The sequence below is a fragment of the Helicobacter pylori genome (genome assembly GCF_011175115.1).
Classification (GTDB): domain Bacteria; phylum Campylobacterota; class Campylobacteria; order Campylobacterales; family Helicobacteraceae; genus Helicobacter; species Helicobacter pylori_DF.
Map to the genome: position 1 here is coordinate 143,031 of NZ_SHOW01000001.1, position 22,031 is coordinate 165,061.

The 22,031-nt window shown below is 39.1% G+C and carries 24 protein-coding genes and 1 tRNA gene; 6 read left to right on the plus strand and 19 right to left on the minus strand.

All coding sequences use genetic code 11. From position 1 onward, the window contains the following. Positions 1 to 11: 11 nt before the first annotated feature. Genes dxs through EXS92_RS00710 form a run of 5 tightly spaced genes read right to left on the minus strand, consistent with a single transcriptional unit; the run spans position 12 to position 6,086 of the window. Positions 12 to 1,862, minus strand: a complete 1,851-nt coding sequence (gene dxs, locus EXS92_RS00690; RefSeq protein WP_165515187.1) for a 1-deoxy-D-xylulose-5-phosphate synthase — start codon at positions 1,860 to 1,862, stop codon at positions 12 to 14. Positions 1,863 to 1,864: 2 nt separating this feature from the next. Continuing rightward, a complete protein-coding gene (gene fliH, locus EXS92_RS00695) occupies positions 1,865 to 2,641 on the minus strand; it encodes a flagellar assembly protein FliH (RefSeq protein WP_000056242.1) in 777 nt (258 codons plus the stop codon). Beyond that, positions 2,628 to 3,659, minus strand: coding sequence for a flagellar motor switch protein FliG (fliG, locus tag EXS92_RS00700; RefSeq protein ID WP_000201854.1), 1,032 nt, complete (start codon positions 3,657 to 3,659; stop codon positions 2,628 to 2,630). The genes fliH and fliG overlap by 14 nt, the downstream gene beginning before the upstream one ends. Positions 3,660 to 3,676: 17 nt before the next feature. Further along, complete coding sequence (gene fliF / locus EXS92_RS00705; RefSeq protein WP_165515189.1) at positions 3,677 to 5,380, minus strand: flagellar basal-body MS-ring/collar protein FliF; 1,704 nt, start codon at positions 5,378 to 5,380, stop codon at positions 3,677 to 3,679. Positions 5,381 to 5,423: 43 nt separating this feature from the next. Continuing rightward, positions 5,424 to 6,086, minus strand: coding sequence for a phosphatase PAP2 family protein (locus EXS92_RS00710; RefSeq protein ID WP_165515191.1), 663 nt, complete (start codon positions 6,084 to 6,086; stop codon positions 5,424 to 5,426). 258 nt (positions 6,087 to 6,344) lie between these two features. Between EXS92_RS00710 and pyrG the strand changes: the two genes are divergently transcribed. Genes pyrG through EXS92_RS00725 form a run of 3 tightly spaced genes read left to right on the plus strand, consistent with a single transcriptional unit; the run spans position 6,345 to position 10,402 of the window. Continuing rightward, on the plus strand, positions 6,345 to 7,961 hold the full coding sequence (gene pyrG / locus EXS92_RS00715; RefSeq protein ID WP_165515193.1) for a glutamine hydrolyzing CTP synthase: 1,617 nt from the start codon (positions 6,345 to 6,347) through the stop codon (positions 7,959 to 7,961). A 9-nt stretch (positions 7,962 to 7,970) separates the two neighbouring features. Continuing rightward, a complete protein-coding gene (gene recJ / locus EXS92_RS00720; RefSeq protein ID WP_165515195.1) occupies positions 7,971 to 9,521 on the plus strand; it encodes a single-stranded-DNA-specific exonuclease RecJ in 1,551 nt (516 codons plus the stop codon). Further along, a complete protein-coding gene (locus EXS92_RS00725) occupies positions 9,521 to 10,402 on the plus strand; it encodes a pseudouridine synthase (RefSeq protein WP_165515198.1) in 882 nt (293 codons plus the stop codon). The genes recJ and EXS92_RS00725 overlap by 1 nt, the downstream gene beginning before the upstream one ends. Positions 10,403 to 10,504: 102 nt before the next feature. On the opposite strand, the gene EXS92_RS00730 is transcribed toward EXS92_RS00725, so the two are convergent. The 9 genes from EXS92_RS00730 to EXS92_RS00770 form a co-directional block, all read right to left on the minus strand. After that, entirely contained in the window at positions 10,505 to 11,065 is a 561-nt protein-coding gene (locus EXS92_RS00730) for a hypothetical protein (RefSeq protein ID WP_165515200.1), read from the minus strand. Beyond that, entirely contained in the window at positions 11,049 to 11,387 is a 339-nt protein-coding gene (locus tag EXS92_RS00735; protein WP_165515202.1) for a hypothetical protein, read from the minus strand. Before EXS92_RS00735 ends, EXS92_RS00730 begins: the two co-directional genes overlap by 17 nt. A gap of 128 nt (positions 11,388 to 11,515) precedes the next feature. Then, a complete protein-coding gene (locus EXS92_RS00740; protein WP_165515203.1) occupies positions 11,516 to 12,367 on the minus strand; it encodes a tetratricopeptide repeat protein in 852 nt (283 codons plus the stop codon). Between the two features lie 132 nt (positions 12,368 to 12,499). Then, a complete protein-coding gene (gene ruvX / locus EXS92_RS00745; protein ID WP_165515205.1) occupies positions 12,500 to 12,904 on the minus strand; it encodes a Holliday junction resolvase RuvX in 405 nt (134 codons plus the stop codon). Next, the gene (dprA, locus tag EXS92_RS00750) at positions 12,901 to 13,701 is read right to left on the minus strand and encodes a DNA-processing protein DprA (protein ID WP_165515207.1); all 801 of its coding nucleotides are present in this window, start codon (positions 13,699 to 13,701) and stop codon (positions 12,901 to 12,903) included. The genes ruvX and dprA overlap by 4 nt, the downstream gene beginning before the upstream one ends. Before the next feature lie 6 nt (positions 13,702 to 13,707). Then, positions 13,708 to 13,941, minus strand: a complete 234-nt coding sequence (gene minE, locus EXS92_RS00755) for a cell division topological specificity factor MinE (RefSeq protein ID WP_000051414.1) — start codon at positions 13,939 to 13,941, stop codon at positions 13,708 to 13,710. After that, a complete protein-coding gene (minD, locus tag EXS92_RS00760) occupies positions 13,938 to 14,744 on the minus strand; it encodes a septum site-determining protein MinD (protein ID WP_015643959.1) in 807 nt (268 codons plus the stop codon). The genes minE and minD overlap by 4 nt, the downstream gene beginning before the upstream one ends. A 23-nt stretch (positions 14,745 to 14,767) precedes the next feature. Continuing rightward, on the minus strand, positions 14,768 to 15,760 hold the full coding sequence (gene ilvC / locus EXS92_RS00765) for a ketol-acid reductoisomerase (RefSeq protein ID WP_165515209.1): 993 nt from the start codon (positions 15,758 to 15,760) through the stop codon (positions 14,768 to 14,770). Between the two features lie 87 nt (positions 15,761 to 15,847). Next, a tRNA-Arg gene (locus EXS92_RS00770) sits at positions 15,848 to 15,924 on the minus strand. A gap of 84 nt (positions 15,925 to 16,008) precedes the next feature. Here EXS92_RS00770 and EXS92_RS00775 point away from each other — a divergent pair. Together EXS92_RS00775 and EXS92_RS00780 are read left to right on the plus strand one after the other, a co-directional pair. Further along, positions 16,009 to 16,791, plus strand: a complete 783-nt coding sequence (locus tag EXS92_RS00775) for an NAD+ synthase (RefSeq protein ID WP_165515211.1) — start codon at positions 16,009 to 16,011, stop codon at positions 16,789 to 16,791. Next, complete coding sequence (locus EXS92_RS00780) at positions 16,788 to 17,726, plus strand: tetraacyldisaccharide 4'-kinase (RefSeq protein WP_165515212.1); 939 nt, start codon at positions 16,788 to 16,790, stop codon at positions 17,724 to 17,726. Before EXS92_RS00775 ends, EXS92_RS00780 begins: the two co-directional genes overlap by 4 nt. On the opposite strand, the gene pseH is transcribed toward EXS92_RS00780, so the two are convergent. Genes pseH through flgH form a run of 4 tightly spaced genes read right to left on the minus strand, consistent with a single transcriptional unit; the run spans position 17,659 to position 20,475 of the window. Further along, positions 17,659 to 18,201, minus strand: a complete 543-nt coding sequence (gene pseH / locus EXS92_RS00785; protein ID WP_165515214.1) for a UDP-4-amino-4,6-dideoxy-N-acetyl-beta-L-altrosamine N-acetyltransferase — start codon at positions 18,199 to 18,201, stop codon at positions 17,659 to 17,661. The genes EXS92_RS00780 and pseH overlap by 68 nt on opposite strands. Continuing rightward, the gene (locus EXS92_RS07930) at positions 18,198 to 19,064 is read right to left on the minus strand and encodes a CMP-N-acetylneuraminic acid synthetase (protein ID WP_242673970.1); all 867 of its coding nucleotides are present in this window, start codon (positions 19,062 to 19,064) and stop codon (positions 18,198 to 18,200) included. Before EXS92_RS07930 ends, pseH begins: the two co-directional genes overlap by 4 nt. Further along, the gene (pseF, locus tag EXS92_RS07935) at positions 19,055 to 19,744 is read right to left on the minus strand and encodes a pseudaminic acid cytidylyltransferase (RefSeq protein ID WP_165515216.1); all 690 of its coding nucleotides are present in this window, start codon (positions 19,742 to 19,744) and stop codon (positions 19,055 to 19,057) included. The genes EXS92_RS07930 and pseF overlap by 10 nt, the downstream gene beginning before the upstream one ends. 17 nt (positions 19,745 to 19,761) lie before the next feature. Further along, positions 19,762 to 20,475, minus strand: coding sequence for a flagellar basal body L-ring protein FlgH (gene flgH / locus EXS92_RS00800; RefSeq protein WP_000709968.1), 714 nt, complete (start codon positions 20,473 to 20,475; stop codon positions 19,762 to 19,764). 140 nt (positions 20,476 to 20,615) lie between these two features. On the opposite strand from flgH, the gene EXS92_RS00805 reads away from it, so the two are divergent. Further along, positions 20,616 to 21,353, plus strand: coding sequence for an outer membrane protein (locus EXS92_RS00805; RefSeq protein ID WP_165515218.1), 738 nt, complete (start codon positions 20,616 to 20,618; stop codon positions 21,351 to 21,353). Between the two features lie 7 nt (positions 21,354 to 21,360). On the opposite strand, the gene EXS92_RS00810 is transcribed toward EXS92_RS00805, so the two are convergent. Then, the gene (locus tag EXS92_RS00810) at positions 21,361 to 21,903 is read right to left on the minus strand and encodes a phospholipase D-like domain-containing protein (protein WP_000932516.1); all 543 of its coding nucleotides are present in this window, start codon (positions 21,901 to 21,903) and stop codon (positions 21,361 to 21,363) included. Between the last annotated feature and the right edge of the window lie 128 nt (positions 21,904 to 22,031).

Sequence of the window (22,031 nt, forward strand, 5' to 3'; positions counted from 1 at the left end):
CGTCTTTTCTTTCATCTCTCTTGTCCTAAATCTTTTAAAATAGCGTCAGTCAAACTCTCTGTGTCTAAGCCTAAGGATTTTTCCACTAAAGCGGTGTTCCCATGCATGATAAATTCATCCATGATTTCAAAGCTTTTAACAGGCTTTAAAATATTTTGTTCGCTCAAAAATTCTAAAATCGCGCTAGCCACCCCCCCAAGCTTGTAATTATCGCTAAAAACATAGAGCTTTTGATAAGGGGCAATAATCGCGCTTAAATTTTGATCTAAAGGTTTAAGGAATCTCAAATCCAAGAGTGCGCATTCTATGTTTTTTTCTTTTAAAGCCAGTTGGACTAAATGCGCTCTCCCCACGCCATTACCATAGCCAATGAGTAAAATTTCGCCCTCTTTTTTCAACAATTCGCTTTGGCCTAAAACAAAACCGCTAGGCTCAAAAACCCCCTCTTTTAGTGCAAACGACCCCCTAGGGTAGCGGAACGCGCAAGGGCTTGAATCATGCTCATTAGCAAAACGCACGGCGTTTTTTAAAGTCTCATTGTCTCGTGGGGCAAAAATGACCATGTTAGGGATAGAGCGCAAATACGACACGTCTAAAAGTCCTTGGTGCGTCTCGCCATCTTCGCCCACAATCCCAGCCCTATCAATGGCCAATTTAATCGGTAGGCTAGAAATGCAAGCGTCATGCACAATGGAATCATAAGCCCTTTGCAAAAAAGTAGAATAGATACTCACAAAAGGTTTAAACCCCTCTTTAGCCATAGCGCTGCTAGAAGTTAAAGCGTGTTGTTCAGCGATAGCGACATCAAAAAAGCGCAAAGGGTAAGCGTCAATGAGTTTGTCTAATCCTGTGCCGCTAGGCATCGCAGCGGTTACGCCTACGATTTTTTCATCTTTCTTGGCCAATTCTAAAAGGGTGTTAGAATACGCTTCAGTGGGCGATAAAATCGCGCTTTTGGATTTTTTAGACAAACCGGTATCCAAATCAAAAGGCCCCACCCCATGCCATTTTTCATAGTGCCCTTCAGCGATTTTATAGCCTTTGCCTTTTAAGGTTTGTGCATGGATTAGCACCGGTTCTTTAAGCTCTTTGGCTAATTTCAAGGTTTCAATAATCGCGCTCAAATCATGCCCGTTAATAGGACCTATATAGTTAATGCCCAATTCTTCAAAAAACACGCCCGGGGTGATGAGTTTAAAAGATTCTTCAAAACGGCTCGCTAAGTAATTCACGCTTTCAGGTAAGGTGCTTAAGATTTTTTTAACTTTAGAGCGGAAAGACTGGTAAAACGGGCCTTTCATCAGCTGGCTAAGGGCTTTGGATAAAGCTCCAATAGGCGTGCTGATACTCATTTCATTATCGTTCAAAATCATGATCATGGGGTATTTCCTATCGCCCAGTTCGTTTAAGGCTTCATAAAAAATCCCTGCGCTAATACTCCCATCGCCTAGTAAAGCAATAGGCATGCCTAACGCTTGTTTCAAACAAAAAGCTTTAGCCACCCCCACGCCTATAGACACCGAAGTGGAACTATGCCCGGCGATAAAATAATCGTATGCGCTCTCGCTGGGTTTAGTAAAGCCGCTCAAACCCTTGAATTGCCTTAGAGTGCTAAAGCTTTCAAAGCGCCCGGTTAAGAGCTTGTGAGCGTAAGCCTGGTGCGAAGTGTCAAAAATAAAAGGGTTTTTTTGGCAATCAAATAAGGCATGCATGCCCACAATCAGCTCCACAGCCCCTAAAGAAGAGCTTAAATGCCCTCCATTAGCGCTCACCACTTCTAAAATACGACTCCGTAGCGTTTGACACACCAACTCCAAGCCTGCAATATCATTAGGGTTTAAATCAAAAGTTTTATTTTGCAAAATCACACCTTAAAATTTTCCAACACGCTTTCTTTGAGCGTTTTAAAGCGCTCCATCAAATTCCCATCAAGACTCCCGTTAGAGCTAGTGATCATAACGCCTCCTTTAGAAATAGCCTCATTGCTCTCCAATTTGATTTTGGAAGCGTTTTGCAAACGCTCGTTTAAATAAGGGTAATCCAAGGGATTGACCTTTAAATGAATATCCGTTGCGTCTAAAACGTTTTTTAAAAGCTCTTCAGCCAAAGCAAGGGCTACTTTTTGGCTGTTGTCTTCCACTTCTTTAAGGATCACTTCTTTAGCTATATCTATCGCAATCGCGCTCAATTCCTTTTCTAAAGCCATTAAATGATCTTGTGATTTTTTCATTTTTTCATCTAAAGCCGTGATCGCATGCAAAAGCTGGTTTTTTTCTTCATTCACGCTGTGAGTGAGTTCGTTACGCATTTTTTCTTCGCCCTCTTTAAAGCCGATCTTATAGCCATCGTTTTTAGCGTTTTCAATCAAAGCTTTGCTCTCTTCTTGGGCTTTTTCAAATTGCATTTGCAATTTCACCAAATGGCTTGAAAGCTCATCGGTTTTTTTTAATAAGCAATCAATCAAATCGTTTTCTATCGCTTTTTTTTCCAAAGGCTCTTCCAGGTTAGGCGTTTCTAAAGACGCGCCATTAGGATTAGTTTTAGGGGGTAAGTTTGCCATGCTCTTAAATTCGTATTTTTGAATGTCATGCTTATTCAAATGATCTTTTTGGATCAAGTTTTTACGGCTATTCAATGACATCTTCCTCTTCACCGGTTTGGATCACGCCTTTTTCTTGCAAGCTCTGCACGATTTCAATGATTTTCCTTTGGGCCACATCCACATCTTTGATTTTAACCGCCCCTAAATATTGCATTTCTTCTACAAATTGCTCTGCAGCCCTACTGCTCATGTTGTTTAAGAATTTATCGGTTAAATCTTGGGTGGAAGTTTTTAAGGCTAAAGACAAATCTTTTTTATCCGCTACTTTTAAGATCTCTCGGATAGCAAAATTATCCAATTTCACAATGTCTTCAAAAGTGAACATCATCTCTTTAATCGCACCGGCGAGTTTGTTATCCACGCTTTCAATGCGAGCGAGCGTGGTTTTAGCGCTCTTTTGGCCTAAGCGGTTAAAGATTTCAGCCACCGCTCTCAAGCCACCCACTTCAATTTTATAGCTAGTGAGCGATTCTAGTTTGTTTTCCAACACCGTGGAAACCCTTTTAACCACTTGGGGCGATATTTCGCCTAAATTCGCCATTCTAATAGAAATCTCGGCTTTCATTTCATCAGGAAAATAGCTCAAAGTCTCAGCCGCATTAGGGGCTTCCATGTGGGCTAAAATCAAGGCAATGGTTTGAGGGTGTTCGTTAATGATGAAATCAGCGAGTTGTTGGGGCTTGATTTTGCCTAAATAAGCGAAGTTTTTTTGCGTTTGCAAGCTTTTAGTGAGTTTGTCCATCACTTTTTTAGCTTCTTCGCTCCCTAAAGTCCTGGTTAAAAGCTCTCTAGCGTATTCTAAACCACCGGTATTGATGTATTGGTTAGACTGGAAAATCGCAAAAAATTCCTCTAAAACCGCCGCGCCGATTTGCTTGTCTGTGCCGTTTAATTGCACGATTTGCTTAGAAATCTCTGTAATGGAGTCAATGTCTAAATGCCTTAAAATCTCGCCCGTGGTGTCTTCGCCCACTTGAATGAGTAAAATGGCGATTTTTTCACTCATGGAGAGTTCGTCTAATTGAGCCTTTTGTTTGGGGGTGAGCTTGGTTGCCATTTTTAACCTTTTATCTTTTAACCTTTCGCGCTATCTGAAGAAATTTCATCTTTGATTAAGAGCTTAAAGAGCGTGGCGATTTCGTCAGGACGCTCTTTAAGGGTCCCTCTAATCTTTTCTAAAATGATTTCGTATCTTACTTCTTCTTCGCTAAAGGTTGCATTAAGCCCTAATTGATCTTCTACTTTTTTCCTCAAATCGCCGAGTTTGTTCAATTCATCTTCTTCTTCATCCATTTCTTCAAACATGGATTTCACTTCCTTATCTTCATCAGGCACCACTTCCAGCATGCGTTCGCTGAAAGGCACAATCACTTTTTTATAGAAAATAAATAGCACTATAAACACTAAAATATACTTGATTAAAGGCGTGAATGAGCCTAAGATTTTTTGAGTTTTGTGCATGATTTTTTCGCTCAAAGTAGCGTTATCAATCATGGGCGCCATAGGGTTAAACTCAAAATTACTCACCGCCACATCATCGCCTCTATTTTGATTATAACCAATGGCTTGTTTGACTAAAGCGTTGATTTTTTTAAGCGATTCATCGCTCAAAGGCTCGTATTCTAAAGCGTTTGCCCCATCTTTGAGCGCGATTTTATACTTGCCATCCACCACAACCGCCGCATTCAAACGCACTAAAGTGCCAAACTCGCCCTTGATCTCGCTAATGGTTTTACCCACTTCATAATTGGTCGTGTTTTGAGACTTTTCGTATTTTTCTGGCTCTTTATTGTCCTTCAATCCTTGCACAGGCCCGATATTGCTCACAACCCCCGGCACACCGCCGACTTGTTTTTTAGAAGCGCCTTCTTTTTTTTCTTCTAAATTTTGCTCGCTCCTTACGACATTATTGGGATCAAAAGTCTCTTTGGTGCTTTTCTTTTGGCTGAAATCAAACTCCGCATTGACCCTTGCGACCACCTTGTTTTTACCCCCCACAATAGGGGCTAAGATATTGACAATCTTATTTTCTAAAATGTTTTCAAAATTTTGTTTGTAATGCAATTGCTCTAGGGCTAATTCTTTGGAGTTTTCTAATATATCGCCTTCGCCTATTGATTCGCCGTTTTCATTCACGATTTTCACATTTTCTATCGTGAGTTTAGGCACAGCTGCAGCGATTAAATTTTTAATCCCTAAAATTTGAGTGGGTGAAAGCTTCATGTCAGGCTTAAGCTTGAGCATCACTGAAGCGCTAGGGGGGACTTCTTTAGCCACAAACACGCTGTCTTTAGGGATTGCAATATGCACATTGGCTTTAAGAATGGGGTTTAAACTTTCAATCGTGCGCGACAATTCGCCCTCAATGGCGCGAATGAGTTTGATATTCTGATCAAAATCAGTCGCCCCAAAGTCTTTAGTGTCAAAGATTTCAAAGCCCACTTTGCTCGTTTTAGGGATCCCTTGAGAAGCTAGAGTGATCCTTTCTTCATACACTTTATCTTTAGGGATGAGAATGGTGTCGTCTTTTAAGATTTTATAAGGGATTTGGTTTTGCTGGAGGTGTTGTAAGATTAAGGCGTTATCGCTAGAATCCAATCTTTCAAATAAAACCCCATAACCCCCTTGCGCGTAGTCTTTTTCTTTAAAGGGATAGAGCAATAAAAACACGAGTAAAGCGGTGATTAAAACCCCCGCTGCGATCAGGGCGATTTTTTGCTTTTTATTGAGCTTGATGAAAAAATCAACAATCCGTTGCAATAATACCTTTAAATCCAATCTTAAAACCTTGATAAAATTCTCATTCTTTTAAGCCGTTCGCTTAGATCTTTTGGAACACGCTCAAATAAATCCCTATGGAAAAACAAGCCCCTAACACCCCTAAACAAAACCCTCCTAAAACACTGCTAAAAGAAACCCCTAAAACAATGAGCACTAAGCCTATTAAAAGAATCAAACCAAGCAAACTATAAGAGAGGATGTTTTGAAATATTTGATGCGCGATGAAATGGGGTATCCATAAGATAAGCAACCCGTAAAATAGCGTCAAAGAGAACGCAATAGCGCTAGGGAAATTAGCGCTGTGCGAAAGCCATTGAAAAGAATGCAAAAAAAGGTGCTTTAAAGATTTTAAAAGGGTTTCAAATATAACCACGCTTAGCACAAACCACACCCCAAGCGCTAAATTTCTGCGATACAGGCTTAAAAACACCCCCACTAACAAACTCAAAGGCAACACGAATTGAGAAGAGCCTAAAAAAACAACGCGTCGGAGCGTTTGATCTAAGATAGGGTTAGAAGAATTTAAACGCATCAAGCTAAAAATCGCATGGTCCATTGGATTAGCGTAATCAAAAAAAACCAAGCCAAAAATAAGGATAAAAAACGCGCTAAAAACGCCCCCTAAAAGAAAAAGGGTTTTAACTTGCAGTAAGAAAAATGGTTTGGGTTGTGTGGAAACATTTTTGAAAGAATTTTCAGCCATTATTTAAAACCCTTTTAGTCAGTTCATTCAAAACGGATATTACACGCCAACGAATTTTAAAATTGCTCTTAAAAGTTTTAAGACAATGAAGTTTAAACGCATAAAAGCTTTTTATTTTAATCAAACCTAACTAATAAGAAACTGAAATTGTTTTTTTTTTTTTTTGAAATCGCTTTAATTTTTGCCCTCTTTTAAAGCTTTTTAACCCTTTTTAGACTACAATTTTAAGAAGTAAAAATCAAAGGAACGCAATAACTTATGGATAGAGCCAAATTTATATTCGTTACAGGGGGCGTGTTAAGCTCTCTAGGGAAAGGGATTTCATCTTCTTCAATCGCTACGCTTTTACAGCATTGCAATTACCAGGTTTCCATTTTGAAGATCGATCCTTATATTAATATTGATCCAGGCACCATGAGCCCTTTAGAGCATGGGGAAGTGTTTGTAACTAGCGATGGCGCTGAAACGGATTTAGACATCGGGCATTATGAACGCTTTTTGAACAGGAATTTAACGAGATTGAATAATTTCACTACCGGGCAGATTTTTTCAAGCGTGATAGAAAATGAAAGGAAAGGGGAATATTTAGGCAAAACCATTCAAATCGTCCCCCATGTAACCGATGAAATCAAAAGGCGCATTAAAAGCGCGGCTAAGGGGTTGGATTTTTTAATCGTGGAAGTGGGCGGAACCGTGGGCGATATGGAGGGCATGTTTTATTTGGAAGCGATCCGCCAGCTTAAATTGGAATTAGGGAATGAAAAAGTCATCAATGTGCATGTAACCTTGATCCCCTATATCCAAACCACTAACGAATTAAAAACCAAACCCACGCAACACTCCGTCCAAGAATTACGGCGCCTTGGCGTAACCCCTCAAATCATTTTGGCGCGATCGCCTAAGCCTTTGGATAAAGAATTGAAAAATAAAATCGCTTTGAGTTGCGATGTGGAGCAAGACAGCGTGATTGTGGCTACAGACACTAAAAGCATTTACGCATGCCCCATTCTTTTCTTGCAAGAAGGCATTTTAACCCCCATTGCCAGACGCTTTAATTTGAATAAATTACACCCCAAAATGGCGGCTTGGAACACTTTAGTAGAAAAGATTATCGCTCCTAAACACAAAGTCAAAATTGGTTTTGTGGGCAAGTATTTAAGCTTAAAAGAATCTTATAAATCCTTGATTGAAGCCTTAATCCATGCGGGCGCGCATTTGGACACGCAAGTCAATATTGAATGGCTAGATAGCGAGAATTTTAACGAAAAGACGGATTTAGAGGGCGTTGATGCGGTTTTAGTGCCTGGGGGCTTTGGAGAAAGGGGGATTGAGGGCAAAATTTGCGCCATTCAAAGGGCTAGGTTAGAAAAACTCCCCTTTTTAGGGATTTGTTTGGGCATGCAATTAGCGATCGTTGAATTTTGCAGGAATGTTTTAGGCTTGAAAGGGGCTAACTCTACGGAGTTTAACCAACGCTGCGAATACCCTGTGGTGTATTTGATTGAAGATTTTATGGATCAAAACCACCAAAAACAGGTGCGCACCTATAATTCGCCATTGGGTGGCACCATGCGATTAGGCGAATACGAATGCGAAATCATGCCTAATAGCTTGCTAGAAAAAGCTTATAAAAAGCCTAATATTAAAGAAAGGCACCGCCATCGTTATGAAATCAACCCCAAATACCGCCAAGAGTGGGAAAATAAGGGCTTGAAAGTGGTGGGCTTTGGGGCGAATCATTTGATTGAAGCGATTGAATTAGAAGATCACCCGTTCTTTGTGGGGGTGCAATTCCATCCGGAATTTACTTCCAGGTTGCAAAGCCCTAACCCTATCATTTTGGATTTCATTAAGAGCGCTCTTCATAAATCCTAATCTAAAAGAATGAAACAAAAGCTTAAAGCTCAAATCAAAGAGCGATTGGCTTCTATCGCCTATAATGAAAAAGGGTTTCCTAGCCCCTTTTTATTTAAAGACTTGAAAAAAGCCGCGCTCAAAATCATAGAAGCCATGCGTGCAAACACAGAAATTTTAGTGGTGGGCGATTATGACGCTGATGGCGTGATTAGCTCTGCTATCATGGCAAAATTCTTTAAAAGTTTAGATTACAAGCATGTTCGTATTGCAATCCCTAATCGCTTCATGGATGGCTATGGGATTTCTAAAAAATTTTTAGAAAAACACCACGCCCCCTTAATCATCACGGTGGATAACGGGATCAACGCCTTTGAGGCCGCTCAATTTTGCAAGGAAAAAAATTACACCCTAATCATCACCGATCACCATTGCTTACACCATGATAAAATCCCAGACGCCTATGCGGTGATCAACCCCAAGCGACCGGATTGTGATTTTATCCAAAAGGAAGTGTGCGGGGCGTTGGTGGCGTTTTATTTGTGCTATGGAATCCACCAGCTTTTAGGAAAAGAAAAAAGCCATTCTAGTGAATTGTTGTGTTTAGCGGGCGTGGCAACTATCGCTGATATGATGCCTTTGACTTTTTTTAACCGCTTTTTAGTTTCTAAAGCCTTGTATTTTTTGCAAAAAGAATCCTTAGGGGCGATGGGGTTTTTACGCCAAAGAGAAGTTTTTAGAAAACGCTCTTTAAAAGCGAGCGATATTTCTTTTAATATCGCTCCTTTAATCAACTCCGCAGGTCGCATGCAAGACGCTAAAATGGCTTTAGATTTTTTAAGCACGAATAATTTTCAAGATGGTTATTCTTTGTATGAACGCTTGAAAACATGCAATATGAAGCGCAAAATGATCCAACAGCAGGTTTTTGAAGAAGCCTTTAAGCATGCGATGGTTGGAGAAAAAATCATCGTCGCTTTTAAGGATAATTGGCATGAAGGCGTGCTTGGGATCGTGGCTTCAAAATTAGTGGAAGCCACTCAAAAGCCAAGCCTGGTTTTCACCTTTAAAGAAGGGGTGTATAAAGGGAGCGGACGCAGCTCTCCAAATATTGACTTGATTGACGCTTTGAATGGTGTTTCTTCTTTATTACTCGGCTATGGAGGGCATAGGCAAGCGTGCGGGTTGAGCGTTGGAAAAAACAATATCGTCTCGCTCTTTGAAACTTTAGAAAATTTTGATTTTAAAGTCTTGCCTTTTTGTGAAGAAGAACCCCCTTTAACGCTCAAATTAAAAGACATTGACAGAGAGCTTTTAGAGATTATAGAGATGGGCGAACCTTATGGGCAAGAAAACCCTGAACCCCTATTCCAAGCAAAAAATTTAGAAGTCATAGAAGAAAAAATCATTAAAGAAAGCCACCAGGTTTTGCGTTTTAAGGATAAAGAATGCGTCAAAGAGGCTATTTATTTTAACGCTGAGCGGTTTTTGAAAGCGGGCGAAAAGGTGAGCGTGCTTTTTAGCGTGGAATTAGACGAGTATTCTAATGAGCCTAAAATGTTTGTTAAAAGTTTGTTGTAGTGCCTTTTGTTGAAGAAGAATTTGAAATTTTAAAACCCACAAAAGCCTTGTTTTTTGTGCGCGATGTTTTAAAATGCTCTCTAAAAGAAGCCCAACGGCACCTTGACAAGCAACGCTTAAAACAAAACCAACAAGCCGTGCGTAAATCTCAAATCATTCAAGGGGTCGTTCGTTTGATTTATTTCAAGCCTAATGAAAAACAAGAAAAGCTTGTTTTTGAGACTAAGGATTTTGGCGTGTTTGACAAACCCGCTCAAGTCTATACCCACCCTAAAGGCTATTTTTACCATGAAAGCTTATTAGATTGTATCCAATCGCATTTGGGTAAAAACGCCCACCCAGCCCACAGATTGGACTATGAAACGAGCGGGTTAGTTTTAGCGGGTAAAACCTTACAAAGCACCAAAGATTTAAAAGCGCTTTTCATGCAAAAAAAAGTGAAAAAAACTTATTTAGCGCTAGCGCATGGGTTGGTGGATAAAAGTATCATCATAGACAAACCCATTCTAACGCCACAAAACATTCAAAAAGATTTGCGCATTCGATCTCAAATTTCTCCTTTAGGCAAGCCTTCAATTACCCTTGTTGAGCCTTTAAGCTACAACCCTTTTTTGGATATAAGCTTGCTTAAAATAACCCCACTCACCGGGCGCACGCACCAGATCCGCTTGCATTTAAGCAGCGTGGATCACAGGATCGTGGGCGAGGGGCTTTATGGGGTGGCAGATGAAAACGCCAGAGAATACCTTCAATTGAAGCGTGAAAATAACGCCCCAACCCTCATGCTCCATGCCGCTAGTTTAGAATTTGAATTTAAAGGGGCGATCTATCAAATCGCTTCCCCCATGCCCGAACGCTTCATGCCCTTTTTAAAAGATTGACCCCCTTTTTTATTGATTACCCCCTGATTATTTTATTGATTATTTTATTGACTATTTTCTTTTTGGGGGGTTTTTTTGATTAAGGTTTTCTATACGCCTTTTTTAATCCCCCTTATCCTTTCTAGTTTTCAATTCCTCTTGTTTTTTAAGAATCATTTCTTCGGTAATACTAGAAAGCTTGTCTTTATGGTTTTCGCTATTAGAATCTTCTTTATGGCGGGACTCTTCTTGTTTTTTTGAAATGATTTCTTCAGCGATATTGGAGAGTTTTTCAAAATTTTTAGTGTCTTTGCGAGTGGAGCGGTTTTTTAAATTCTCTCTGATTTGCCTTTTTCTTTGGATTAACGCAAACATTTTTTGGCTGAATTGGTAGCATTTACGAGTGCTTATGACAATCACGCCCCACTTGATTAGTAAAGCGATTAAAAGCCAAATAAAAGAGCTAGAAGTGTCCAATAAAAACTGGCGCACATCGCTATAAACCCAAATATCCACTAAAATAACCAACAAAGTGATGAAAATAGAAAACGCAATGCTTTTAAACCTAAAAAGCCACGCCACGATCACAAACCCTCTCGTGTGCCTGTGGGCTAACAGCCAGCGTTCATTCTTTTCGCTAAAAAAATTCATCAAACCAGAAATTACGCTATTTTTCTTGCTCATTCTCGCCCTTTTCCCAAACTTCTTTAAAATGCTTGGTGGTTTTTTCTTGTTTTTCTTTCAATTCTTTAGCGTGGATTTGCTCTAACAACCTTTTTTCTTCAGCTTCAAACATGATTTTTAATTCTTCTTCATTAAAATCGCTCAGTTGCATGCTCTCTTTTATCAAGCGTTTTTCTACGATTTTAACCGCTTGCTCCCTGATTTTTTGAGATTTTTCTTTAAAAAGCACTCGTTTGGTTTTTTGAAACGCTTCACTAGAATTTTTGTGGATCGTTTGCTTGCAAAAATCTAAAAAATCCCTAACTTGATGCATAATTTTCATGGTTATCCGTTTTTAAAGAGTTTTTAAGACTAATGACCCCTAAAAGGATACCAAAAAAAGATTAAAACTCTCTAGTAAAAATATTTTCTTAAAAGAATAAGGGGCATTTTGGCGATACCTTAACCCCCTTAAAAACTTAAGGCTTTTTTCTTGTCATAGGACATACCGCATGCCTTTTGATCTGATGATTCGCAAAGCACTTCAAGGCTAAATATCTCGCATGCTTCTTTATGTCCTAATTCGCAAAGCCCTTTATAAGTAACCATCTCGCATGCTTCTTGCTTTCCTAGTTTGCAAGCTTTTTCAAATTTTTCCATCGCTTGTTTTTCATTTTTGACTACACCCTTGCCAATATATTGCATAGCTCCTAGTATTAAACACCCATGTTGATCATTTAATCCACAAGCTTTAGAGTAGTATTGAATGGCTTTTTTTAAGTCTTCCCTATCATGATATAATCCCCCTAACAAAAAACACCCACTACCACTATTTAATTCACAAGCTTTAGAGAAAACTTCTTGTTTGTTCGCTAGTTTTCCATCTTCTCTTGCTAAAAATATTACACACCCTCCATAATAATCTAATTCACACGCTTTAGAGTAGTATTGAGCGGCTTTTTTCAAATCCTTTTTTACTACTCCATACCCATTTAGTTCATATATATACCCTAAATTAAAACACCCTTCACCATCTTTTAAATCACACGCTTTAGAGTAGTATTGAATGGCTTTTTTCAAACGCTCTTTTAACCTAGGATCTTCTCCTATTACCAGATTTTCACCATCATATAGACCCCCTAGACTAACACACCCCTTAGCATAGTTTAAATTACAAGCTTTTTCAAAGTATTCCTTAGCTTGAATATAATATTTCTTAGCCTCAAGACTATCTCCTCTAAATGCGCCACCCCCACCACTCACGGCAAAATCAAGAATCTCTTTGCCCTGATCAAAAAGCTCTTCAGGGTTTAGCTCTGCCATTAACCCCCCCCCCCAATAAACACACAACACAAGCACAAAACCCTGCAAATCGCTTTTTTGAAACTTTCTAGCATGACGCTTCTCTCTTTATTAAAAAATTTAGACTTTATTATAATCAAATTACAATCAGATCTAATGATTTTTTAAAACCTGTTGGCAATAGCGCTCTAAGATCCTGCAAGCACTCAAAGAGTCTAACCGGCCGTCTTTGATAGCGAGCCGCTTGTTTTTCCTACCCAAATGCTCTAAATTTTCATAAGCTTCTATGCTAGAATTATCTTCATTAATAAAAACGATTTCGCCCTTAAAATCTACAAGCTTGATAAAATGCTCAATGCGGGCGTGGGTGTCCGCATAGCTTTCATTGGGCTTGCCCACCACTAGCACCTGAATGTCTTTTTTTCTCAATAAATCGCTCAAATCCCTAGAGGCCTGATTTCTGTTGTGGCGTAAAATCGCTTCTAAAGGCAAGATAACGCCGTTTAAAAGCATAGCGATTCCAATGCGTTTTAGCCCCACATCGCATGCTAAAATCATGCTAACACCACGAGATGATTGATGCGCTTGATCTTACCCAACAGCTCGTATTCTAAAAGTTTATCCCCAAATTTGAGATACGCTTCTTCATAGCTAGGGTTTTTGGCGCAATATTCTAAAAATTCATCTTCCATTTCAGGCATTTCTTTTAAATGATAATCTTTTAAAAGGGTGTTTATAAAATTTTGAATATTAAATATCCCTTGAGCCTGCCCTTTTTCTAAAAGCTCATTAGTGCCATCGCTCTCATTCAGGCGTTGGGGTAAAACAAACAAGGGTTTTTGGTATTTTTGGGCTAATCTCGCGCTACTCATAGAGCCGCTTTTTAAATCCGCTTGGGGGATAATCACTACATCGCTTAAAGCGATCACCAGGCGGTTTCTGGCTAAAAAAGAGCCTTTAATAGGCATGAAATCCTTTTCATATTCGCTTAAAATCAAGCCGTTTTGCGCGATTTCTTGGATCACTTTATGGTTGTTCGCAGGATAGATCAAATCCAAACTGCAAGGCGAAAGCATGATCGTTTTTGGCAAGGCGTTTTCTTGAGCGATAATATCCACGCCCAACGCTCCCCCGCTCACAATAACCGCGCCATTTTTAGCAAGCTCTCTGGCTAGAGTGATCGTGTGTTGCTTGCTGTAAGGGGTGGGTCTTCTTGTGCCGATGATAGCCACTTTTAAAGGCGCTTCTAAAAGCTTGGTATCGCCCACACAATAGAGTTTTTTAGGGGGGTCTTTGAGAATGTCAAAGGCTTTAGGGATATTCTCTAGCACGCTGTATTGGAAATGGCTTTTCATTTTAAACTATTTGGGCAGTATGATCTCTACTTCAATCGTTTCCACGCTCTGGTTGCTGTCAAGGGTTTTGAAATGGATGTCTGAAGATTTAGTGTATTTTTGAATAACGGCAATGATTTCTTTACGCATTTCTTCCATGTAGGGTAAATTTAAGGTGCGCTCTTTGGCTAGAATCAATTTTAATCTATCGGTTGCGGTGGCCGCGCTCCCTTTGTTTTTAAAAAAATCAAACAAACTCATGAAAATATCCCTTTTAACGCCCCAAAAAAGCCTCTTTTAGCCTTAAATTCCACATATTCCACTTCTTCGCCTAAAATCCTTCTGGTGATGCGTTGGTAAGCCTTCGCGCTCTCGCAATCCGTGCGAATCACCGGCTCGCCCTTATTGGTCGCTGAAATAATATGGTGATCTTCAGGAATGATCCCAATTAAAGGCAAGCATAAAATTTTAAGCACTTCTTCTATAGAAATCATCTCACCATTTGCCACTAACTCAGGTTTTAAGCGATTGATTATCAAATGCTTATGCACTTCTTCGCCCCTTTTAGCCCGATTAGACTTCGCGTCAATAATGCCAATCACTCTGTCGCTATCCCTTAAGGAACTCACTTCCGGCGTTACCACCACTAACGCCATGTCCGCATGCAAAATCGCATGCTCAAAACCGCTTTCAATCCCAGCCGGTGAGTCAATCAAAATATAGTCAAAATCCGCCCTTAAAGCGTTGATTAAAATCGCTACTTTTTCCTTATCTAAAATATTTTTATCCTTACTTTGTGAGGCCGCTAAAAAAGAAAGGTTTTTAGTCTTTTTATCCGTGATCAAAGCCTGCGAAAGGTTGCAATTTTTTTCCATCACATCCACCACATCATAAACAATGCGATTTTCTAAGCCTAAGATCATATCCAAGTTCCTAAGGCCTATGTCAAAATCAACCGCTACGACTTTTTTACCACTCTCAGCCAAGCCGATCGCTAAATTAGCCGTCGTGGTGCTTTTACCCACGCCCCCCTTGCCTGAAGTGATAGTAACTACTATTGCCATATGATTCCTTTTAATTTAATGATTTATTTTTTATGATTGAATGGGGCGCGTAAAATTTCCCCAATTTGTTCTATTTTAGTCTCTTTAAGGGCTTTCCTCTCTGTGTTTAACCTGGGGTAATTCAAGCTCTTTTCTAGTAAAAAATCCTTAGCGAATGCGCCGTTTTGAATCTTTTTTAAAATTTTTTGCATGCGTTTTTCTAACAGATTTCCCATAGGCTCTCTAGCTTTAATCGCCCCAAATTCAGCGGTGTTAGAAATGTGTTTTCTTAAACCCTCTACCCCCTTATAATGCAATAAATCCGCCACTAATTTCACTTCATGCACGCATTCAAAATAGGCTAATTCTTCAGGGTATCCTGCCTTGATTAAAGTTTCAAACCCCATTCTCACAATCGCTTCTAACCCTCCGCACAAAACCGCTTGCTCGCCGAATAAATCGCTCTCGCATTCTTCTTTAAAGCTCGTTTCTAAAACCCCCATTCTCCCCCCACCCATCGCTTTGGCGTAGCTTAAAGCCACCGCTTTAGCGTTATTTTTTGAACTTTCTTGCTCTATGGCGATTAGATGGTATAAGCCCTTATTTTTAAGGTATTCTTCTCTTAAAGCGCTCCCAGGCCCTTTTGGCGCGACTAAAATTGCGCCCACGCCTTTTGGAAGAACAACTTGATTGAAATGCACGCTAAAACCATGAGCAAAGCCTATAATTTGCCCCTCTTTTAAAAAAGGGATCACTTCTTTTTCTAACACTTCTTTATGCAATTCATCCGGGAGTAACGCCATGATCACATCCGATTGTTGGACTAATTCCTTGACTCCTAGCACCTCAAAGCCCTCTTTTTTTGCTTTTGAAACGCTCAAACTCCCTTGATACAAGCCAATACGCACCTTCACTTTAGAGTCCCTCAAATTGAGCGCTTGGGCTTTTGCTTGAGCGCCATAACCAATAATGCCCACTTGCAAGGATTGGATAACGCCTAAATCAATGTCTTTATCATAATAAATGGGTAATGCCAAAATCAAATCTCCTAGCGTGTTTAAGCAAGTATTTATTTTACCATAATGGGAGCGATAATGTTTAAAAACATACAGAATGTTAAAAAATGGTGTGCTCGGAGGGATTCAAACCCCCGACCTACAGGACCGCAACCTGTTGCTCTATTCAGCTGAGCTACGAGCACTTTTAAAGAAGTGAAACGATGATTATAGCAAGAAAAGCTAATTTTTCACTTAAACGATGTGTTTTTTCTATTATAATTTAAGGCATGCAAAAAGATTACCAAAAACTCATCGCTTATTTATGCGATTTTTTAGAAAAAGAAGTGCAAAAAAAAGGCTTTGAAAAAGTCGTTTACGGGCTGAGCGGAGGGCTAGATAGCGCGGTCGTTGGGGTGCTGTGCCAAAAGGTTTTTAAAGAAAACGCCCATGCCCTTTTAATGCCCTCTTCAGTCTCTATGCCAGAAAGTAAAACAGACGCTTTAACTTTGTGCGAAACGTTTTCTATCCCTTATACAGAATATTCTATCGCTCCCTATGATAAAATTTTTGGCTCTCATTTTAAAGATGCAAGCCTTACTAGAAAGGGGAATTTTTGCGCAAGATTACGCATGGCTTTTTTATACGACTATTCTTTAAAAAGCGATTCTTTAGTCATTGGCACGAGCAATAAAAGCGAAAGGATGCTAGGCTATGGCACTTTATTTGGGGATTTGGCGTGCGCGATTAACCCGATTGGGGAATTATTTAAAACCGAAGTTTATGAACTCGCTCGCCGTTTAAATATCCCTAAAAAGATTTTAAATAAGCCCCCTAGCGCGGATTTATTTGTGGGGCAAAGCGATGAAAAAGATTTGGGCTATCCTTATAGCGTGATCGATCCTTTATTGAAGGATATTGAAGCGTTGTTCAAAAACAAGCCCATTGATGCAGAAGCGCTCACTCAATTAGGCTATGATGAAATTTTAGTAAAAAACATCACAAGCCGTATCCAAAAAAACGCTTTTAAATTGGAATTACCCACCATCGCCAAACGATTTAACCCTGAATGAAAAGCGATAAACCCTTTTTAGAGCGCTATTTTTATGACCCAACTCTCCTGCAAAAGGGGTTGATTTTCGCGCTCTATCCTTTTTCTTTAATCTATCAATTTATTGCCACAATTAAACGAAAAACCGCTAGAAGGCATGATTTTAAAATCCCCATTGTCAGCATAGGTAATTTGATCGCCGGGGGAAGCGGTAAAACGCCCTTTATTTTAGAAATCGCTCCAAGATACCAAGAAGTGGCGGTTGTTTCTAGAGGGTATCAACGGGATTCTAAAGGTTTAGTGGTGGTGAGCGTTAAAGGAAACATTTTAGTTCCTCAAAAAACAGCGGGCGATGAAGCCTATCTTTTAGCCTTAAATTTAAAACAAGCGAGCGTGATTGTGAGCGAAAAAAGAGAGCTAGGCGTTTTAAAAGCCCTTGAATTAGGGGCAAAGATCGTGTTTTTAGACGATGGTTTTAGGTTTAATTTCAACCAATTCAATTTGCTTTTAAAGCCTAAAGTCCCCCCCTACTACCCTTTTTGTTTGCCTAGCGGGTTGTATAGAGAAAATATTAAAAGCTACAAAGAAGCCCATTTAGTCGTTACAGAAGATAAGGATTATAAAAGAATCACCTCTATCGCCCACCCCACCAAACGCATGCTTTTAGTAACGGCTATCGCTAACCCTAGCAGGCTTGACGCGTTTTTACCCAAAGAAGTGGTTAAAAAATTGTATTTTAGAGACCATGCCCCTTTTGATTTGAATCTTTTAGAAAAAGAGTTTTATCAAAATAACGCCACTTCCTTATTGGTTACTTCAAAAGATCTCGTCAAATTACAAGATTGCAACTTGCTTTTAAGCGTATTGGATTTAAAACTAGAAATTTGCCCTAAGGTTTTAGAAGAGATTGATCGTTATATCCTTTCTTATCCTTATAATACAAAAGAACGTCTATAAATTCCTTATCTTTAAAGATAAAGCCTTTCAAACGCCCCTCTAACTCATAATGGTTTTTTTCATAAAAAGCGATCGCTTTGAAATTGTTTTCCATCACTTCTAAGTGTAAAGAATTTAATTGGAGTTCTTCAAAAGCGATGCATTCTAAAGCTTTTAAAATCGTTTCTCCCTTATTTTTCAAAAAAGGGTTTTTATAAATCCCCAAATACCCATGCTTATGAAAAAAATTGATTTTAGTGATAGAGCCAACCCCTAAATAAACGCCCTTTTCTTTAAACAAAAAATAGCGGTGGTTGGGCGAGTTTTTGAGATCTTCTATGAATTGCAAATGCGTTTTTAAAGAAATAAAAGCGCTATACATCCATAAGGCAGTGTTTGGGTGATTACGAAACTCTAAAACCAACAGCTTTTCTTCATCGTTTAATTGGGTAAAATCAATCGCTTGGATATTTTTATAAGAATAATTTTTTTTCAAATTTCTAAAAACTCCCTCAATGCGCCCTCTAGCTCACTCCCAAAGGCCAGGTTTTTTGCCCAGGCTTGATTTTTTTGAATTCGCAATTTTTCAAAATCTTTAGCCAGAGTTTTTAAACTCGTTTGCTTGAAAATACCCAAGCTTTCAAATTCCTTGCTTTGAACGATCTGATTAGAAGCAATGGGAAGGATAAGAGAGGGCGTTTGAGAAAGGGCTAATTCATAGAGGGTTTGGCCCGAAGCACTAATGGCATAAGTGCAAAATTTCATCAAAGAACTGAACTCTAAAGGGCTTAAAGGGCTGTAATAGCGTGCGTTTTTGGGAGGATTTTTAGGGATATAAGGTGAAATGATATGCAAATTCACATTCTTATTTTCTAAAATTTTGACTATCTCTTTGAGCGTTTTTTGCTCGCTCCCCCCTAAAGTGATCAGCACTTCTTTATTTGCTGTATTGATAGGGCGATCATAAATAAAACGAGCATCAACAGGGTAAAACCCCACCCCCAAATAATGATCTTTAGATACATGGCTATAGTGTTTTAAGGCGTTCAGCGTGAAATTCATGATCTTGGTGTTTTTAGGGTAAAACCCCTTAGCATGCTCTTCATCTTCTATGACCATAAGGCTTTTGGCTTTTTCTTTTAAAAGGTAAAAATCTTTTGAATTTAAACAATAGCTGTCTGCAATCAAAAAATCATTACCACCAACACCCTCTAAAAAAGCGCTTATATTATCTTGCTTGTGTAAATAAAGGCTCGCTTCAACCCCTAATTTTTCTATAAAAGAAAGGATTTTTTCACAACGCCTCACATGCCCTAAACCGCTTGTTACAAACGCATCGCACAAAATTTTTACTGGCATGCGTTTTTCAAACGGCTGTATTTGATCTTGGCTAATTCTAAATCTTCTAAAGTGTCAATGTCTTGGACTTCTAGGGGCGATAATTCTAAAGCGATAGAATTTGGGCTAAAAATAGGCCGCATTTCCCTAAAGGCTTGAGCCTTCCCCATATAAAGCAACCCTGCGTCATGATAGAGCGTTTTTAAATCTTGCGTGCGCGTGTTTGAATGCTCTTTAAAAGCCATTTGAACGCCGTTTTCAAGGCTAAAAGAACGATAGGGCGAAACGCTAAAGGGAGAGCATGTGAAAACATAATCCGTATTTTGATTTTGTTTTAAAGTTTCACAAGCGTTTTGTAAATGCTTTTCTTGTAAAAATACTGAAACGCCATACAAACAACACGCAATATCATCATCTTTTAACTCTAATTCTTTCATGTGATAGGCCATCACTTCTAAAGTCGTGGCCCTGTCGTCCGCTAAATTTTTAGGGCGTAAATTCAAAAAACTCGCCCCATAATTTTTGGCTAAATTGACATACTCCATGCTATCGCTAGAGATAAACACCTTTTCAAAGAGCTTGGAATTTAGCACTGTTTCAATAGGGTAAGCGAGCATGGGTTTATTGAAAAAATCAATAATATTTTTATTCTTGATCCTTTTACTGGAACTTCTGGCTAAAACAATAGCGATCGCTCTCATGCTAGGCTTTGCTCTTTTTAATAAGGCATTTGGGTTTCCATCGCATCAGCAGCGAATTTCTTTTTATTGGAATCGCTCAAATGCCCTAAATTCGTGTATTCAATCTTAGCATCAGCCAAAAACTTGGATTGGATAGTGTTATTCCTTTCAATATCATAAGGACGGATCACCCCACTCACCTTGAGGATTTGCTTTTCCCCATCCACTAGCACTTCCTTATTCCCATAGATGAAATAATTCCCGTTTTCTAGCACCTTAATGATGCGAGCGCTCAACACGATCTCTAAATCTTCGCTCTTTTTTTGCGAACCACCGCCTTTAAAATTCGTGTTATTGCTGGATTTGGTGAAATTGTAATTATTCTTATCGTCCAAATATTCCGCTTCTTTTTTCTTTCTTTCATCTAGCCCATTATAAGTGAGTCTTGGGGGCGTGGAATTACCCCCTGAAGCGCTTTTATAATCTTTAGAGCTAGAATAATTCGCGCTCGCTTTTTCAGAGACAATGATTGTGATCAAATCGTTAGGCTTCATCGCCCTCCTGTCCGCAAATAAGGGGCGCTCACCCTGCCCAAACAAACTCCCTAACTTGTTCAATTCAGGGATAAATTCTTTAGAGGGGGTTTCTTCTACATAATTAGGAGGGTTAAAATCAATGTTTGGCTCATTGGCTGATGCCATGCTGAATGCAACGCCAAACGCAACAGCCCCTAAATAAAGCGCTTTTTTCATCCACTAGCCTTACTTTTGAGTTATTTTAAGCCCTAAATTATACTCTCTTATAAAGAATAAATGCTTAATTTTGAGCAAGTTGTTGTAAAATTTAGATCTTTAAGATCTTTATAATGAAACTTACTATGCAGGAGATAAAATTGAGAACCTTGTTAAAAATGTTGGTTGGTGTGAGCTTACTAGCACACGCTTTAATGGCTACAGAAGAAAGCGCTGCCCCTTCTTGGACAAAAAATTTGTATATGGGATTCAATTACCAAACAGGTTCTATCAATTTAATGACTGATATTCACGAAGTTAGAGAAGTGACTAGCTATCAAACCGGTTACACCAATGTAATGACTAGCATTAATAGCGTTAAAAAACTCACCAACATGGGTTCTAATGGGATTGGCTTAGTCATGGGCTATAACCACTTTTTCCATCCGGATAAAGTCTTGGGTTTGCGCTATTTTGCTTTTTTAGATTGGCAAGGCTATGGCATGAGATACCCTAAAGGCTATTATGGGGGCAACAACATGATCACTTATGGCGTGGGCGTGGATGCGATATGGAATTTCTTCCAAGGGAGTTTTTATCAAGATGATATTGGCGTGGATATTGGCGTTTTTGGGGGGATTGCGATTGCTGGGAATAGCTGGTATATTGGCAATAAAGGGCAGGAATTATTAGGCATCACTAATAGTAGTAGGGTTGATAACACCTCTTTTCAATTCCTCTTTAACTTTGGTTTCAAAGCTTTATTCGTAGATGAACATGAATTTGAAATCGGGTTTAAATTCCCCACTCTTAACAACAAATACTACACCACCGACGCGCTTAGGGTTCAAATGCGTAGGGTTTTTGCCTTTTATGTGGGGTATAATTACCACTTCTAAAGGGCTTTTAAAACCCAACGCAACCTTCTAGCATCTTTTGATAATAACTCTTGGCTTTGAGGATCGTCTCTGTATCATCGGTTTTTAGAAGCACTTCATAATTGTTTTCAAAAGCGTTTTTGCTCCAATTCGCTGAGCCTAAAAACACGATTTTATCATCAATGATCGCCACTTTTTGGTGCATGATGCCGTAATAATTCCCGTTTTTAGCCTTAAGCCCCTTTAATAAGCACACTTTCGTGTTAGGGTATTTGTCTAAATAACCAATAGTGGATTGCTTGTTATTGTGATTGCTTTCATAATCATAAATGATTTGCACCTTAATCCCCCTACTCGCTACGCTTTTAATGGCTCTTGCAATATCTTTGTGCGTGAAACTATAAATAGCAATTTTCACGCTCTCTCTGGCGTTGCTAATGCCAGAAACTAGAGAATTGAGAGCGTCTCTTTGCTCATAAGGTAAGACAAATAAGCTGTTTTTAGCTTGCAAAACCCCTAAACAGCTCACTAACACGCCCACGCCAACGATTTTTTTAAACTTGTTTAACATCAAATGATCCTTATTAATAATGCGATAAAAATAACCAACCCAGTGGATTTTTGATTGTATTTTTGATTATAATAAAAAATTTAAAAAAAGCGATGAAAATTGATAGGCTTAAAAAGCGTTTCTTGTAA